The 16,199-nt window shown below is 65.3% G+C and carries 13 protein-coding genes and 1 pseudogene; 5 read left to right on the top strand and 9 right to left on the bottom strand.

Going from position 1 to position 16,199, the window contains the following annotated elements; genetic code table 11:
- Nucleotides 1–229: 229 nt before the first annotated feature.
- Nucleotides 230–1,219: a zinc-dependent alcohol dehydrogenase family protein gene (locus AC1DS5_RS18420; RefSeq protein ID WP_477719701.1), complete on the bottom strand. Its 990-nt coding sequence runs from the start codon at nt 1,217–1,219 to the stop codon at nt 230–232.
- A gap of 211 nt (nt 1,220–1,430) precedes the next feature.
- Here AC1DS5_RS18420 and AC1DS5_RS18425 point away from each other — a divergent pair, with 211 nt between their 5' ends.
- On the top strand, nt 1,431–3,137 hold the full coding sequence (locus AC1DS5_RS18425; protein ID WP_477719702.1) for a PHA/PHB synthase family protein: 1,707 nt from the start codon (nt 1,431–1,433) through the stop codon (nt 3,135–3,137).
- 47 nt (nt 3,138–3,184) lie between these two features.
- Here the strand turns inward: AC1DS5_RS18425 and AC1DS5_RS18430 are convergent, their stop codons facing one another.
- Together AC1DS5_RS18430 and AC1DS5_RS18435 are read right to left on the bottom strand one after the other, a co-directional pair.
- The gene (locus AC1DS5_RS18430) at nt 3,185–3,652 is read right to left on the bottom strand and encodes a phasin family protein (RefSeq protein ID WP_477719703.1); all 468 of its coding nucleotides are present in this window, start codon (nt 3,650–3,652) and stop codon (nt 3,185–3,187) included.
- Nucleotides 3,653–3,692: 40 nt separating this feature from the next.
- Complete coding sequence (locus tag AC1DS5_RS18435) at nt 3,693–4,097, bottom strand: TraR/DksA family transcriptional regulator (RefSeq protein WP_477719704.1); 405 nt, start codon at nt 4,095–4,097, stop codon at nt 3,693–3,695.
- 371 nt (nt 4,098–4,468) lie between these two features.
- On the opposite strand from AC1DS5_RS18435, the gene AC1DS5_RS18440 reads away from it, so the two are divergent.
- From AC1DS5_RS18440 to AC1DS5_RS18455, 4 genes are all read left to right on the top strand, one after another.
- Nucleotides 4,469–7,156: a bifunctional acetate--CoA ligase family protein/GNAT family N-acetyltransferase gene (locus AC1DS5_RS18440; RefSeq protein ID WP_477719705.1), complete on the top strand. Its 2,688-nt coding sequence runs from the start codon at nt 4,469–4,471 to the stop codon at nt 7,154–7,156.
- A 24-nt stretch (nt 7,157–7,180) separates the two neighbouring features.
- Nucleotides 7,181–7,645 (top strand): universal stress protein, encoded by a 465-nt coding sequence (locus AC1DS5_RS18445; protein ID WP_477719706.1) that lies wholly within the window; start codon nt 7,181–7,183, stop codon nt 7,643–7,645.
- A gap of 257 nt (nt 7,646–7,902) precedes the next feature.
- Nucleotides 7,903–9,291 (top strand): oxygen-independent coproporphyrinogen III oxidase, encoded by a 1,389-nt coding sequence (gene hemN / locus AC1DS5_RS18450; RefSeq protein WP_477719707.1) that lies wholly within the window; start codon nt 7,903–7,905, stop codon nt 9,289–9,291.
- Nucleotides 9,292–9,306: 15 nt separating this feature from the next.
- Nucleotides 9,307–10,017 (top strand): sulfite exporter TauE/SafE family protein, encoded by a 711-nt coding sequence (locus AC1DS5_RS18455; protein ID WP_477719708.1) that lies wholly within the window; start codon nt 9,307–9,309, stop codon nt 10,015–10,017.
- A 232-nt stretch (nt 10,018–10,249) separates the two neighbouring features.
- Here AC1DS5_RS18455 and AC1DS5_RS18460 read toward each other — a convergent pair whose 3' ends face one another.
- The 6 genes and pseudogenes from AC1DS5_RS18460 to AC1DS5_RS18485 form a co-directional block, all read right to left on the bottom strand.
- Complete coding sequence (locus tag AC1DS5_RS18460) at nt 10,250–11,611, bottom strand: MBL fold metallo-hydrolase RNA specificity domain-containing protein (protein ID WP_477719709.1); 1,362 nt, start codon at nt 11,609–11,611, stop codon at nt 10,250–10,252.
- Nucleotides 11,612–12,014: 403 nt separating this feature from the next.
- Nucleotides 12,015–12,380, bottom strand: a pseudogene (locus AC1DS5_RS18465) (AAA family ATPase); the annotation flags it as partial.
- Nucleotides 12,381–12,445: 65 nt separating this feature from the next.
- Nucleotides 12,446–13,180, bottom strand: coding sequence for an ABC transporter substrate-binding protein (locus AC1DS5_RS18470; RefSeq protein WP_477719710.1), 735 nt, complete (start codon nt 13,178–13,180; stop codon nt 12,446–12,448).
- Between the two features lie 85 nt (nt 13,181–13,265).
- Entirely contained in the window at nt 13,266–14,153 is an 888-nt protein-coding gene (locus AC1DS5_RS18475) for an amidohydrolase family protein (RefSeq protein ID WP_477719711.1), read from the bottom strand.
- Nucleotides 14,150–15,034: an alpha/beta fold hydrolase gene (locus AC1DS5_RS18480; RefSeq protein ID WP_477719712.1), complete on the bottom strand. Its 885-nt coding sequence runs from the start codon at nt 15,032–15,034 to the stop codon at nt 14,150–14,152. Before AC1DS5_RS18480 ends, AC1DS5_RS18475 begins: the two co-directional genes overlap by 4 nt.
- Nucleotides 15,031–15,984 (bottom strand): Bug family tripartite tricarboxylate transporter substrate binding protein, encoded by a 954-nt coding sequence (locus AC1DS5_RS18485; protein ID WP_477719713.1) that lies wholly within the window; start codon nt 15,982–15,984, stop codon nt 15,031–15,033. Before AC1DS5_RS18485 ends, AC1DS5_RS18480 begins: the two co-directional genes overlap by 4 nt.
- Nucleotides 15,985–16,199 lie beyond the last annotated feature (215 nt).

A 16,199-nucleotide genomic window follows, 5' to 3' on the forward strand; every position in this document is an offset into this window, starting at 1 on the left:
GCTCAATTCACTCTATGCCGTTGGCTTTTTCCCTGCTTGATATTTCGCAAATCGCGACACGCTGCGCGTGGCCCATCGAGATAAGTATTTGATCTCGCGCAACGGCATGAGTGCCCGGCGGCGGGGTGACGCCAGCAGCGATGACCAGGACCGCAAAAAATAAATAGTGATGTGTCCGGTGGCGTGTTTGATACGGACTACGGGCGGACCCTGCGCGATAGGTAAAAGCTCAGGGAATGAGCACCGCAGCCCCGTTCACCGCCCCGCTGCGCAGCGCCTGCACGGCGGCATTGGCGTCGTGCAGCGCGAAGGTCTGCACATGGGTTTGCAGCGCCAGATTCTCCAGCAAGGTGAAGAAGTCCTCGCCGTCGGCGCGCGTGAGGTTGGCCACCGACCTGAGCACCCGTTCGCCCCAGAGCAGCCGGTAGTCGAAGGAGGGAATGGCGCTCATGTGGATACCCGCGCAGACCACGGTGCCGCCCTTGCGCGTGGCGGCCAGCGCCGCCGGCACCAGTTCGCCCGCGGGCGCAAAGATGAGCGCCGCGTCCAGCGGGGCCGGGGCGGCGTCCGGGGAACTGCCGGCCCACACGGCCCCCAGGCTGCGGGCGAAGTCCTGCCCAGGCTGGTCACCGGCACGGGTGAAGGCAAACACATCCTGCCCCTGGGCCACGGCGACCTGGCAGATGATGTGCGCCGCGGCACCGAAGCCGTACAGGCCCAGGCGGCGCGGCAGGGCGGCGCCGGCCAGGCGCCAGGCGCGAAAGCCGATCAGGCCGGCGCACAGCAAGGGTGCGGCATGGGCGTTGTCGTAGCGTGCCGGCAGGGCAAAGCAGAAACGCTCGTTGGCGGCAGCGTACTCGGCGAAGCCGCCGTCGCGGTCGTAGCCGGTGAACACCGGAAAGTCGCAGAGGTTTTCGCGGCCCATGGCGCAGAAGGCGCAGCGACCGCAGGCGCCGCCCAGCCATGGGATGCCGACACGCTGCCCGACGGTGAACCGCGTGGCCCCGACGCCGAGGGCGATGACCTGCCCGACCACCTCATGCCCCGGCACCACCTGGGGCCGCCGCGGCGGCAGGTCGCCGTCGAGGATGTGCAGGTCGGTGCGGCAGACCCCGCAGGCGAGCACGCGCACCAGCAGGTCGTGGTCGCCGGTGGGCGGCAGCGGTTTGTGGGCCGCCAGCAATCGCCGTCCGGCGGGGTCGGCGGTCATTGCAAACATCGAGGTCGGCAACATGCCACCATGGTACGCAATCCACCCCGGCATGGGTGGGGTTGGCGGGCTTGTCCTTGATCTGGCGCAAGCCGAAAATACGGTGCAGGTGGGATCATGTGGCATGTGGCATGTGGCATGTGGCGGCCATCGCCACAGAACGGGGGTTTTCATGGCGCTTTACGACCCACGTCCCGAGGGGCAGCACACACTGCCTCCCATGGACGTTCCCCTCAAGCTCTGGCTGGCCCGGCAGGCACACGGCATCTCGCCGGCGTCGCTCATCCTGGCCTACACCGACTGGCTCAGCCACCTGGTGGTTTCTCCATCGAAGCAGGCTGACCTGGGCGCCAGCGCCTTGCGCAAGTGGCTGCTGTGGCTGCAGTACGCGCCGCAGCCCTGGCAACAGGAGCCCCCCGTGAGCGTGGAGCCGCTGTCGCAGGACAAGCGCTTTTCGCGGCCCGAGTGGCAGGTGCCGCCGTTCAGCGTCCTGGCTCAGGCCTTTTTGCAGCAGCAGCAGTGGTGGGCCGAGGCCATGACTGGCGTTCGAGGGGTATCGCGGCACCATGAGGAGGTGGCCGCCTTCACCACGCGGCAGTGGCTGGACATGCTGTCGCCTTCAAATTTTGTCGCCACCAATCCCCAGGTCCTGAAGGAGACGCTGGGCAATGGCGGCATCAACCTGGCCACCGGGCTGGCCAACTGGTCGCGCGATGCGCTCGCCGTCCTCACTGAAGGCAAGCCGCGCGGCGTCGAGGAGTTCACGCCCGGACAGGGCGTGGCGCTGACGCCGGGCAAGGTGGTGTTCAGGAATCACCTGATCGAGCTGATCCAGTATGAGCCCGTCACGGCCGAGGTGGATACAGAGCCCGTGCTCATTGTCCCGTCATGGATCATGAAGTACTACATCCTTGACCTGACGCCCGACGACTCGCTGGTCAAATACCTGGTGGAGCGGGGGCACACCGTCTTCATGATTTCATGGCGGAACCCTGACAGTGCCGATCGCGACCTGGGCATGGACAACTACCTGGAAATGGGCGTCATGGCGGCCCTGCAGGCGGTTCGGGCCATCCGGCCGCGCGCGCGCATCCACGCGATGGGCTACTGCCTGGGCGGAACACTGCTGGCCATCGCGGCGGCGGCCCTGGCCGGCAGCAGCCCCAACCCGCTGAAGACGGTGACCCTGCTGGCGGCGCAGGCCGATTTCCACGAGCCGGGCGAACTGGGGCTGTTCATCGATGAGAGCCAGATCGCGTTCGTCGAAGACCTGATGGCCGAGTGGGGCTACCTGGATGAGCGGCAGATGGCGGGTGCCTTCGCGCTGATCAATTCCAAGGACCTGGTCTGGTCCAAGCTGGTCCATGAGTACCTGATGGGGGCGCACACGCCCATGACGGCCCTGCGGGCCTGGAATGCCGATGCAACGCGCCTGCCCGCCCGCATGCACAGCGAATACCTGCGCTGGCTTTACCTGCACAACGACCTGGCCGCGGGCCGCTACCGCGCTGCCGGCCACGTGGTGAGGCTGTCCCATATCGAGCTGCCGCTCTTTGTGGTCGCGACCGAGGCCGACCATGTGTCGCCCTGGCACTCGGTGTACAAGATTCACCGCCTGACCTCCAGCCCGGTCAGCTTTGTCTTGAGCTCCGGCGGCCACAACGTGGGCATCGTCAATCCACCGGCTGGTCCTGCCGCGCATCCGCAGGCAAGCTACCGCATCGCCTCCCATGCGCCGGGCAAGGCGCCTGCCCATCCCCACGACTGGCTCGACACGGCGGCGCGGCGTGAGGGTTCATGGTGGCCGGGCTGGCATGACTGGCTGAGGCAGCACTCGTCTAGCATGGTCAAGCCGCCGCGTGTCAACGCGGTGATGTTCGAGGGGGCTCCGCTGGCAGCACCCGGCCGCTACGTGCACCTCGACTGACAGGCGCGACCGGCCGGGAGAGCGGTCGCAGGCCACGGGGCGGCAGCTTAATGCGTCGTCGGCCGGTTCCCCGCGCCATCCAGGGAGGCGGAAAGACTGGCTTGCCAGGCTTGCAGTGCCGGCTTGAAGCTGTCGCCGGCGCTGGAGCCCAGCAGGTGGCTGGCGCAGCCCATCATTTCCAGCTGGGCCTTCATCATGGCCGTCGCAATCTGCTGCCAGTAGTGGGCCGCCTCCTGCATATCGAAACGCAGCAGGTCCGACTCAATGGTGAGCAGCTCGGCAGGCCCGTGCGGGTCGCGCAGCCTTTGTGCAGCCGCCTCGTGGTGGACCGCGGCCTGGTGCGCGGCCTGTTGCTGGACTTTGCGGATGGCTTCGGAGCCGCGGAACATGGCGCTCGCACTGTCGGCTACCAGCGCGAACTGCAGGCGACCGAGGTTGGCCAGCAGGTTCCAGGGGGCGAAATCGGCGGCGCTCGCCTCGTGGGGCGGCGCACGCTGAGTGGTTTTGGTACTCATGGGGTTTCCTTTCGTTTTCAGGGTGGGGTGGGTGGAGGGATTAGCGCCGCAGCGCCGGCTGTCGTTCATGCTCATGAATGGCCTGGCAGGCGGTGCAGTAGGGGGTAGCCGGCAGGGCCGCAAGCCGCCGCAGATCGATGGCTTCGCCGCAGTCCAGGCAATAGCCATAGTCCGAAGGATGGTCGGGCCTGGCGTCGTCCAGCCGGCGCAGCGCGGTCAGCACCTGCTCGAGTTCGTGGGCGGCATGGTCCACCTTGGCGTCGGCGACCGTCGCCAGCGACTGTTCCGTTGCCACGTCCTTGAAATCCGTCACATCGTGCGACTCGGCTTCGGCTGCTTCGTCGGGCAAGCGGCCGGCGGCGCGCAAGACTGCGCGCAGTTCGCCCCCGCGCTGGGTGAGGAGCAGGCGAAAGCGCGGTGCCTGGCTGCTGTCGTAGATTTCCATGGCGAGCTTTCGTTGATCGTCGTTGAGGTGTCGTTGACGGTGTATTCCGTGTTTCAAATTCCATTTTGTGGGGCGCAAGTGCTGCCATCGTTGATCTAAAGCAAAGGCTGGCGCTGTCCGGGCGCTAATCTCAATACGGTTCAGTTAGCACACCGCGTGCAGTGCCGATCGTCTCCTTCCCCCGCTGGGGGAAGTCCGGGATGGGGGCTCACGGCGTGGGCGTCGAGCGACCGTGCTGACCTGGTCGTCGCTGGCCCCCACCCCAACCCTCCCCCGGAAGGGGAGGGAGCTTCAAGGGTCCTTCACTGAACGGTATTGGCGCTAATCTGGTTTTGTCAGACGGGGTGGCCCGCCTGCGCACAAGGAATTCCATGAGCGTACGTAATCTTGAAGCCCTGTTCCAGCCCGCGTCGGTGGCGGTGATTGGCGCTTCCGACCGCGAGGGTAGCCTGGGGTCGGTGGTGCTGCGCAACCTCAAGCTCGGCGGCTTCAAGGGGCCGGTCTGGCCGGTCAACCGCCGGCATGCGAGCGTGGATGGCGGGCCGGCCTGGCCCGATGTCGAGTCGCTGCCGCAGGCGCCGGACCTGGCCCTGATCTGCACCCCGGCACACACCGTGCCGGGACTGGTCGCCGCCCTGGGCCGCAAGGGTACGCGCGCCGCCATCGTGCTCACGGCAGGGCTGAAGCAGCCGGCCGTAGAGGGTGGCTCCGCAGGCGGGGTCTCGCTGGAGCAGGCCATGCTGGATGCTGCGCGGCCACACCTGCTGCGCATCCTGGGGCCCAACTGCATTGGCGCGCTGGTGCCGGGTGCCAGCCTGAATGCCAGCTTTGCGCCCGGCAATGCCCAGCCGGGCCGGCTCGCGTTTGTGACCCAGTCCGGCGCGCTGGCCACCGCCATGCTGGACTGGGCCAACAGCCGCGGCGTCGGCTTTTCGCATTTCATTTCGCTGGGCGACAGCGCCGATGTGGATTTCGGCGACGTGATCGACTACCTGGCCAGCGACCCGGGAACCCGGGCCATCCTGATGTACGCGGAATCGATCAAGGCGGCACGAAAGTTCATGTCGGCCGCGCGTGCGGCCTCGCGCAACAAGCCGGTGATCGTGGTCAAGGCCGGGCGCGCGCCCGATGGCGCCCGGGCGGCCGCCTCGCACACCGGAGCCCTCGCCGGTTCGGACGCCGTGTTCGACGCCGCGGTCAGGCGGGCCGGCATGCTGCGGGTCGACACGCTGGAGTCACTCTTCGATGCCGCGGAAACGCTGGCCCATGCGCGCCCGTGGCGTGGTGAGCGGCTGGCCATTGTCACCAACGGCGGCGGCGCCGGGGTGCTGGCGGCCGATGCTCTGCAGTTGGGGGGCGGCAGCCTGGCGCAACTGAGTGAGCAGACGCTGGCCGCCCTCGATGAATGCCTGCCGGCGACCTGGTCGCACGGCAACCCGGTCGACATCATTGGCGATGCCCCGGTCAGTCGCTACCAGGACGCCTTGCGCGTGCTGCTGGCTGCGCCCGATGTCGATGCCGTGCTGTTCATGCATGCACCGACGGCCATTGTTGCGTCCAGCGAGATCGCGCTGGCCTGCCTGCCGATGATGCAGGCATCGGCCAAGCCGGTATTGACGTGCTGGCTGGGTGGTGCCGCCGTGGCGGCTGCGCGCCAGTCCAGCGCGGGGGCGGGCATCGCCTCCTACAGCACGCCTGAGCGCGCGGCGGCGGCGTGGCTGCAGCTGCTTGGCCATGCGCGAAACCAGCAAGCCCTGCAACAGCTCCCGGCCGCCACACTGGACGACTTCACGCCGGACAGGGCGCAGGCCGGGTTACTGCTTCAACAGGTGCTGCATGACGGCCGCGAGTGGCTCGACGGGGCGTCGGCCCAGGCGCTGCTCCAGGCCTACGGCATCCCTGGCGTTGAAACCGTGCAGGTCCGCGACGTGCAGGAGGCCGTCGCCGCCGCCAGCCGGATCGGCTACCCGGTGGCCCTGAAGATTGTGTCGCCGCAGGTCATCCACAAATCCGACGTCGGCGGTGTCGTGCTGGGTCTGGCATCCGCCGAAGCCGTCAGGGCTGCGGCCGTGAAGATGTCTGGGCAGGTGACGCGCCTGCTGCCGCAGGCGGTGGTGCTGGGCTTCACTGTGCAGGCCATGGTGCAACGCCCTGGCGCCCATGAACTGATCGTTGGCATCGCCACCGACGCCGTGTTCGGCCCGGTCCTGTTGTTGGGCGAGGGCGGTACCGCCGTCGAGCTGCGCAAGGACCATGCGGTAGCCCTGCCGCCGCTCAACACCAGCCTGGCACGCGACCTGGTCGCCCGGAGCCGGCTGGGGCCCCTGCTGGCCGGTTATCGCGGCCGCCCGGCGGCGCACGAGCAGGCGCTGTTGACCACCCTGCTGCGGGTGTCGCAGATGGCCTGCGACCTGCCCTGGCTGGCGGAACTCGACATCAACCCGCTGCTGGTCGATGAGCACGGCGTGCTGGCGCTGGATGCGCGGGTCAGGCTGCGGCCGGTGCCGGCGGGCGAGGGCAGCCGGCTCGCCATCCGCCCGTATCCGTCGGCGCTGGAAGAGCGCGTCCAGCTGGCGGGGTGCGAGTTGCTGCTGCGCCCGATCCGGCCCGAGGATGGCCAGCGCCTGATGGCCTTCTATGCCGGCGCGTCGCCTGCCGACATGCGCCTGCGATTTTTCATGGCACGGCGCGAGGTGCCGCATTCCGAGTTGGCGCGCTACAGCCAGATCGACTACGACCGCGAGATGGCCTTCATTGCGCTGGCGCCCCAGGCGTCTGGCGGTCACGCGATGGTGGCGGAGGCGCGGGCCGTGTGCGACCCGGACAACTTGCGCGCGGAATTCGCCATCCAGGTGACGTCCGGCTGGCAGGGCAAGGGCCTGGGCCGCCTGCTGCTGGACAAGCTGACCGCCTACCTGCGCGAGCGCGGCACGGCCGAAGTCGTGGGGCAGTGCCTGCAGGAGAACACCGGCATGGCCGCGCTGGCGCGGCAGGCTGGCTTCGAGGTCTCGGCCGAGCCGTCCCAAGACACCATGATGATGCGCCTGCCGCTGCGCTGAAATCCTTTCAACTCCGGAGCCACCATGTCCACCTACCATCAAATCCTCGTGCCGGTCGACGGCAGCCCCACCTCGGAAAAAGCACTCGACGAAGCCATCAGGCTGGCCCAGCTGACCGGCGCCAGGCTGCGGCTGGTCCATGTCGTGGACGAGCTCAGCTATGTCAACGGCTTCGAGCCGGCGATGAACTACCTCAATGAAATCATTCCGCTGATGCGGGAGGCGGGCGAAAAATTGCTGGCGCATGAGCGGCAAAAGGCCGTGGACAAGGGCGTGGAGGCCGACTCCGTGCTGGTTGTGGAAGGCCCGGGCCGCATTTGCGACCATGTGGCGGAGCAGGCGCGGCGCATCAAGGCAGACCTGATCGTGGTGGGCTCGCACGGGCGCCGCGGCATCGGCCGGGTGTTGCTGGGCAGTGATGCCGAGCAGATCGTGCGGCATGCGCCGGTACCGGTGCTGGTGGTGCGGGGCGACCCGTCTGCCGGTTGATGCCCGCTGATGCCCGCGTTGATGTGCCCCGGTGAGAAGAAGCGGCCGGCTTCCCGCAGCCCTGCGCAGGGACGGCTTTGTCGCCTGTCCCCGTGCGGAAATCTGCTTCATCGTGGCGCACCTTTTGTCCTTCTGATCTGGACCCTTCTGATCTGGATCAAACGGGTCCCACTCCGCATATCTCCGCCTATCTCCGCATATCGAACGACTGATTTAGATCAAGCGGACGACCTGCAGCGCGCGGCAAACTTTGCGCCATGACCACTGTTTCGCCCGACCTTTTGCGCCGATTCGACATTGCCGGGCCCCGGTACACCTCCTATCCAACGGCCGACCGTTTCGTCGAGGCATTTACCGCGGCCGACTATGGCCAGGCGCTGGTCCAGCGCCAAAGCGGACCGGCCGCGCTGGCGCAACCGCAGCCGCTGTCGCTGTACCTGCACATCCCGTTCTGCGAATCGCTGTGTTACTTCTGCGCGTGCAACAAAATCATCACCAGGCACCACGACCGTGCGGCCACCTACCTGCGCTATCTCGGCCGCGAAGTGGACCTGCACACGGCCCAGCTGGGTCTGGAGCAGCCCGTCACGCAGCTGCACCTGGGCGGTGGCACCCCCACCTTCCTGTCCGACGCCGAACTCAGGGAACTGATGGCCATGCTGCGGCGAAGTTTTGCACTGGTGCCCGGAGGCGAATACTCCATAGAGATCGACCCGCGCACCGTGGACGGCGCCCGCCTGGCCACGCTGGCCGAGCTGGGCTTTAACCGGATCAGCTTCGGCGTGCAGGACTTCGACCCCGACGTGCAGAAAGCGGTGCACCGCATCCAGCCTGCCGCGCAGGTGTTCGCGCTGATGGAGCAGGCGCGGGCGACAGGCTTCGACTCGGTCAACATCGACCTGATTTATGGCCTGCCGCGGCAGACGCCGGAATCGTTCGCGCGCACGCTGGCCCAGGTGCAGCAGCTGCGGCCCGACCGCATCGCGCTGTATGCCTACGCCCACCTGCCCGAGCGCTTCAAGCCGCAGCGGCGCATCGTGTCCGCCGAGCTGCCCGGCGCTGCGGCCAAGCTGGCCATGCTGTCGCAAGCGCTTTCGGGCTTCGAGGCGGCGGGCTATGTCTACATTGGCATGGACCATTTCGCACTGCCCGGCGATGCGCTGGCCATTGCCAAGCGGCAGGGCCGCCTGCACCGCAACTTTCAGGGCTACAGCACCCAACCCGACTGCGACCTGATCGGCCTGGGCGTCTCGGCGATTGGCCACATTGGCGCGACCTACAGCCAGAACGCCAAGACGATGGAAGAGTATTGCGACCACCTCGACCAGGGACGGCTGCCCGTGGCGCGCGGTCTGGCACTCAGCCGGGACGACCTGGCCCGCCGGGCCGTGATCATGGCGCTGATGTGCCAGGGGCAGGTGCTGTTTGAATCGATCGAGCAGGCTTGGCTGCTGGACTTTGAGACCTACTTTGCGGCCGAACTCGAGCAGTTGAGCGAACTGGCCGACGAAGGCCTCGTGGTGCTGGATGACGCCGGCATCCAGGTCACGGCCAGGGGCTGGTTTTTCGTGCGGGCCGTGGCCATGGTGTTCGACCGCTACCTGCAGGCCGACCGCAACCGCGCGAAGTTCTCGCGCATTATCTGAAGAGCTCCAGCGGTCATGTCCACTACCCTCGCTGTCACGGCGCTGCTGATGGGGCTGGCGGGTGGCCCGCATTGTGTGGCCATGTGCGGTGCGGCCTGCGCCGCCATGCCCCGTGCCGGCCATGGTTCGCCTGCGCCCGCATCCACGCCATCGCGCTCGAATTCGCGCTCGCTCTGGATCTTCCTGGCAGGGCGGCTCGCCGGTTATTCCGTGGCTGGGGCCGCGGCCGCGCTGGCGGTGGAAAGCTTTGCCTGGCTCACGGCCCATGCCGTGGTGCTGCGGCCGGTCTGGACGCTGTTCCATCTGGCGGTGCTGGCGTGGGGACTGGTGTTGCTAGCCCAGGCGCGTCAGCCGGCGTGGGTGAATGCGGCCGGCCGCTCGGCCTGGGCGCGCATCCGCCCGCTCGCGGCGGCGCGCGGTGGTGTGTTTGCCATGGGCGCGCTGTGGACCTTCATGCCCTGCGGCCTCCTGTATTCGGCGCTGCTGGTTGCCTCACTGAGCGGCGGCGCGTCGCAAGGGGCGCTGTCGATGGCGCTGTTCGCCGCTGGCAGCGGCGCCTCACTGGCGCTGGCACCCCCGCTGCTGGCGCGCCTGCGGGACGCGGGTGACCGGCTGCGGCAGGACTGGGGCACGCGCGCGGCCGGCGCCCTGCTGGCGCTGACCGCTGCGTGGGCCCTGTGGGCGGACCTTGCCGCCCGCGTGGCCGCCTGGTGCGGGCTGGCTTAGCCGCAATACGGTTCAGTTAAGAACCCGTGAAGCTCCCTCCCCTTCCGGGGGAGGGGTGGGGTGGGGGCCAGCGACTACCAAGTCAGCACGGCGGCCCGATGCCCACGCCGTAAGCCCCCATCCCGGCCTTCCCCCAGCGGGGGAAGGAGAGGATCGGCACTGCACGCGGTGTGCTAACTGAACCGTATTGGGCTTAGCCGCTGTATGTCGACCCGAGCTGGCCCGCCGCCGGTCAATGGAGAGGGACAGATTCCAGATAGCAAGGCATGTGGCAGGTCCAGTGCAGCTCGCGCTCGATGCGCTGGCGCATGGCATCGGCGGCCGCCGGTTCGCCGTGGGTGATGAAGGTCTTTTTGGGTGCCGCCTTGAAGCCCTTCAGCCAGCCGATGATCTCAGCCGCGTCGGCATGGGCCGACAGGTCGTCGAGCATGGCCACCTCGGCATGCACGGGGATGTCTTCCCCATGGATGCGTACGCTGGGCGCACCGCCGGCAATGATCGCGCCGCGCGTGCCGCCGGCCTGGAAGCCGGCGAACAGGATGGTGTTGCGCGGGTCGGGCGCGAAGGCCTTGAGGTGATGCACCACGCGCCCGCCCGTCGCCATGCCGCTGGCGGCAATGATGACCATAGCGCCCTTGCGCGTATTGAGCAGGCGCGATTCCTCCGGCGTGCCCACGATGTGCGCCGTATGCGTCATGGCCTCGCATTGCGCGGCCGTCAGGCGCAACTCGTTCCTGTGCTTGAGGAACACCTGGGTGGCGCTGGCTGCCATGGGGCTGTTGAGGTAGACGGGCAGGTTGTCGCGAATCACGCCCTGGGCCTTGAGCAGATGGATGCAGTACATCAGGTTCTGGGCCCGGCCGACCGCGAAAGCCGGGATCACCACCACGCCGCCGCGCGCAGCGGTTCGGTTGATCACCTCGCCAAGCGCCGTCAGGGGATCGGAATTCTTGTGCAGGCGGTCGCCGTAGGTCGACTCGACGACCAGGTAGTCTGCACCGTCCATCTGTGAGGGCGCCTTGAGCACCATGTCGTTCGGGCGGCCGATGTCTCCGGAAAACAGCAGCGAGCGTGAGCCATTGTCCAGCCGCACAAACGACGATCCCGGCATGTGGCCCGACGGCGTCAGGCTCGCGTTCAAGCCCGGCGCCGGCTGCCAGTGTTCCCCATAGTCCACCGGGTGGAGTAGCTTTAGGCAGCGTTCGGCGTCTTCGCGCGTGTACAGCGGCAGCGCGGGCGAATGCTTCGACAGGCTGCGCCGGTTGGCGTATTCGGCTTCCTCTTCCTGCAGGTGGCCGGAGTCGGGCAGCAGGATGCGGCACAGGTCGGCGGTGGCGGGCGTGCAGTAGACCTTGCCGCGAAAGCCCTGGCGTGCCAGCAGCGGCAGGTAGCCGCTGTGGTCGATGTGGGCGTGGGTCAGTATCACGGCCTCAATCGCGGATGGCTTCACCGGCAAGGGCGACCAGTTGCGCAGGCGCAGCTGCTTGTACCCCTGAAACAGACCGCAGTCGACCAGTACCCTGGCCTTGTCGTGCTGCACGAGGTACTTGGAGCCGGTCACCGTGTCGGTAGCGCCGAGAAACTGGAGTCGCATGGAAATCCTCGCCGTGTGAGTGGCCAGTTTCCGGCCGTTACGCCACGGGCGGATTGATTTCGATCAAGTGCGGCCCTTGGAGCGAAGAAATAGAGTTTGAAATGTGCAACATTCGACCCGTTGCGGTCACTGAAAATTGGGCTTCGAACGACGGGACTGCAGCGAAAGCGGGTACTGACCAACGGCTGCTTTCTGGAAGCTCAGTTTTGAATTTTGGCATGCCAGTCAGCCGTCATTCGTCGCCGCCAGCAAGGTGCCCAAACCGGAAATACACATGGCGTAACTGACCGCAACAAAGCTGACATTCCAGACCCGGCGCGCTCAAGTCAACAATGCAGCGATGGCTGAAGTCAGCGCTTTAATTGACCTGCCACGGGATCTGACCAGGCTCAATTGAGAGCCGTTACCGTTCGAGCCGTACTCGAAGACGACGCGCGGGCTCCCTGAATGCTTTTTCGCCATCTTCGAGTATGTCGCACACGGCCTTGCGTATCCCGGCGTCCTCTAGTCCACCGGCAACATAGTTGAACGATGGAAGACCGCCGTCAGAAGATGAGCTCGCGTCAGCTACGATGACTTGGTCCGCGTCACTGTTGATGACCAAATTGGCATTGTGGGTAACCATGATCACCTGCCGTTTCGACTTAGCTGCAACGAACAACGAGACCAGTTCATCGAAGACCGACTTCGGATCGAGGTTCTCTTCGGGTTGGTCGATGATCAACGGACGATCATCAGCATCGTCCAGTGCAAGGTACGCCAACTCCAGTTGTCATCGACAAGAATGGTTCCGGTGTGCCGGGTTGCTACGCTTCTCCACCTTGACGAGTTTCGTTATGTTTTTTCCGATGCGATCGATGCGCCTTGAATACCGTGTCGAGCCAGTGCTTCTGCCACGAAGCCGTTGGCCTTCTTGTCTTCCACGTAATGGTGCAATAGCAACGCGGCCGCTTCGCCACGTCCTTTTGAGATGCCCATCGCTTGCTGGATCACCATGAAGCAGCCAGGCAGCAGACGCAGTCCGGGAATTCGATGCGTGTCTGATTCGAGTTGCTGCTTCACGCCAGCTGCCACTTCGGCTCCCTGCTTAATGAAAGTGTCAACGACAGTTGGTGAGGTAGGTGCCCGAACCAGCTGGGCCTGCTTGATCTCGCGTGTGAGGTAAAGGTCGTACGCGCTGCCTTTACCCACCACGATCCGGTTGCCGGGGCGGTCGACTTCGGTGTTGTCGCGTATCGGCGACGCATCCTTAACCAGGTAAGCGCCTTCAATGAGCAAGTACGGGGCTGTGAACGCGATGTCTGCGCCCCGCACCGGGTCAATCGCAAAGAAGCCGAAATCGGAATCTTGATTCGTCACCGCCTCCACTGATTTTCCGGCGGTGTCGAACACCACCAGCTCGACCACGACTCCGAGTTGACGCGCGAATTCATGGGCCAAATCAATCGACACGCCGAACGGCTTGCCGTCCTTCCCCATGTTCGCCAGGATGGGATTGCCCAGGTTGATGGACGCCCGCAGTTTTCCAGTCGGCGCGAAGGTATTGATGATTTCAGTAGAAATTGACATGATGTTGATTGCCGCTGCTGGTAACGTTGGGATGAAAGGTTGTCGCAATAGGCCTCAGCATTTCAGCGCGGCACTGCGGGCAATATCACACGGATGGTCGGTACAGGCTCACTGCATTGTCCCAAAGCGCCCTTTTGGATAGCGCTGGTCCTAGCACGTCTTTGACTAATGCGATGTCTGCAACTTCAAACGGCCGCTTCGCCCTGGTTGAGGGCAGATCCGTACCGAACATCAAGGCATTCGGATTGCGGGCGGCGATACGTTCGATGGCTCTGGATACATTCATCGTGACACGGCCAAACCCCGTTGCCTTGATTCGCGCGCCGGCGTCCACCAGGTCAAGCACCACCGACAGACCTTCTTCCGTCATGCCCATGTGGTCGATGACAATCTGTGGGAGCTTGGACAGCTTCCCAACATGGGGTCGCAGCGCCGCAGCATCGGCGTAAATTTCGGCATGCCAGTGGCCGGCAGCGTGGGCCCGGTTGGCCAGCGACACGATGTCGTCCACGGCATCGATGCGGCCGCGGAAAATATTGAACCGGAGTGCGCGAACGCCAATTGCAGCAAGACTGGTAATTTCCTCGTCCGGCACGTCCGGCGCCACCTGGGTCACGCCCACCCAGCGCGGCCCGAGCCGAGGGAGCAGCGCACGCAGGTAGGTCTGGTCGTTGCCATGGAATGAGCCCGACACGATGGCCCCTGCCGTGACACCAAGCGGCCGCGTCTGCTGCTGGTATGCCTCCAATGGGAACGACGGCGGCGTATAGCCCTGGTTGGCGATGATGGGATAACGCGTGTCGATGATGTGGCAATGCGCATCGAAGACGTCGGTGCGCGGCGGGCGTGTGGCGCAGCCAGCCAGTGCGAGGCCGGTGAATGCACTTGCACCCAGCAGGAACCGGCGGCGGTGAAGGTTTGAACTCATGTTGTCTCCGTTGGATTGGTGATTGATGTCGTCTGCGGTTCTCATTGAGCCGGGCCGGTGCCAGCGCGGCCGATGGCCTTGTCGATGCATGCCGCCACCAGAGCCGGCGCCTCCAGCGGCGTGTAGTGGCGCGTGCCGGGAATGACCGTCAACCGGGCGCCCACCAGCCGCGACGCGAGGTCCTCTGCCATGGCCAGCGGTGTAGCGTAGTCCTCCTCGCCGACGACGACCGCGGCCGGGCCGTTGTAGTTCGCCAGGGCCGCCCGCTCGTCGGCTTGACCCAGCATCCGGCAACTGCCGACGTAAGCTTGCACGCGGTTCGCGGTGAACACGCCGACGGATGCACGCACCAGATCAGGTTGCTCTTGCAAAAATGTAGGACTGAACCAGCGCGCCAACTGGAAGTCGACCAGGGAAACCATGCCTCCGTTCAAAGCGGCCACAGCGCGCTTTTCCCAGTTGGCCGGCGCCTCCGGGCCGTACCAGGCCGTGGCATCGATAACGGTCAAGCTCGCCACCCTGGCCGCAAAACCACCGGCAAACCCGAGCGCTACGGTGCCCCCCATCGAGCACCCCACGATGTGGGCGCGGGAGGCGCTCAGTGCATCCAGGGTGTCCGCCAGGTCCTTGGAGAACCGTTTCGTGGTGAAGCTGCCTTCCGAGGCTCCAGACGCGCCGTGTCCGCGGCAGTCCAACGCGTACATGCCGCCACTCAAAAGGCTGTTGTCCTCGTCCAGCGCGTCGACCACGCCTTGCCACATGTCGCCGTCCATCGCCAGCGCGTGGACGAACACCACCGGTGTGGCGGTCTTCAACTGCGCCTCGCGCAGCACGCGGAGGTTCAGCACGCATCCATCGTCTGCCGTCACCCGAATTTGTCTGGCGGTCACGCTCGGGCCATACTGCCGCAAAAGCCTGCCGCTCATTCCGCGCGTGCTCCTGATTTGGCGACCTGGGCACGCCAGAACGCCAGGTCCTTCACCATCTTGGCGTCGAGTTCCACTGGTGTGCTGATGGTCGGGACGAAGCCACCCGCGATGAGCTTCGTTTGCAGTGCGGGGTCCGCCATGACTTTGCGGAGGTCGGAAGCCACCTTGTTGCGTACGGCGTCCGGTGTTGCCTTCGGTGCCATGAAACCGAACCAGGTGTCCACTTCGTAGCCGGGAATCGTCTCTGACACCGTCGGGACGTTGGGCAAGTTCTTGATGCGCGCCTTCGACGACACCGCCACGGCTTGAATGCGACCGCTCTTGATGAAGGTGATGCAGGCGGGAAGGCCGGTAGATACCAACTGGATTTGCCCACCCATCAAATCAGTCAAGGCTTGGCCGCCGCCTTTGTATGGGACATGACTAAGTTGTTTTGCCCCTTCGCGTTTCATCAGCTCGGCCGCGAGGTGGCCGGGCGAACCGTTGCCGGCGGTGCCATAGTTCAGCGGCTCTTTGGCTGCCAGTACTTCCTTCATGGTGTTGGGGCCACTCTTGGGATTGCTGACCAGCACCTGTGGTGCCGTCGCCACCAAAGCAATGCCCGACAAATCTCTGATGGCATCGAAGGGTGGCTTCGGGTACAGCAGCGGATTGGCCAACACACCATCGCCCCAGAACAGCAGCGTATAGCCATCAGCCGGCGCGGCGATGACTGCCTGCGCTCCAATGTTGCCACCGGCGCCGGCCCGGTTGTCGATGACGACTGGCTGACCCCATAGGGCAGCGAGTTTGGTCGATAGGTCGCGTGCAATCAGATCGAAACTGCCTCCCGGCGCGAAGGGGACGATGATTTTGACCGGCTTGTCGGGAAACTGGGCTTGGGCTGCCACCCCACTGACGCACAACGTCATCACACTAGCTATAGCAGCCATCATTAATTTCTTCACTTCAAATCCTTTTGTCTTCGAGGGGAAAATGGGAACGCCGCATGGGCGGCAAGGAAGAGGACTACAAAAATACCTCGGCTTTCGACACTGGTGCACGCAGCCTGGTTTGTATCTGAATCCGCTGGTTTGTTTTATGTCCTATGTAGGAGTATAGGACAACATGATTAGAAGAGCAAACGAGGGTTTTCCCGTAAAATTAGAAGAAACGAAGAATG

The sequence above is a fragment of the Polaromonas sp. P4_H1 genome (genome assembly GCF_056400945.1).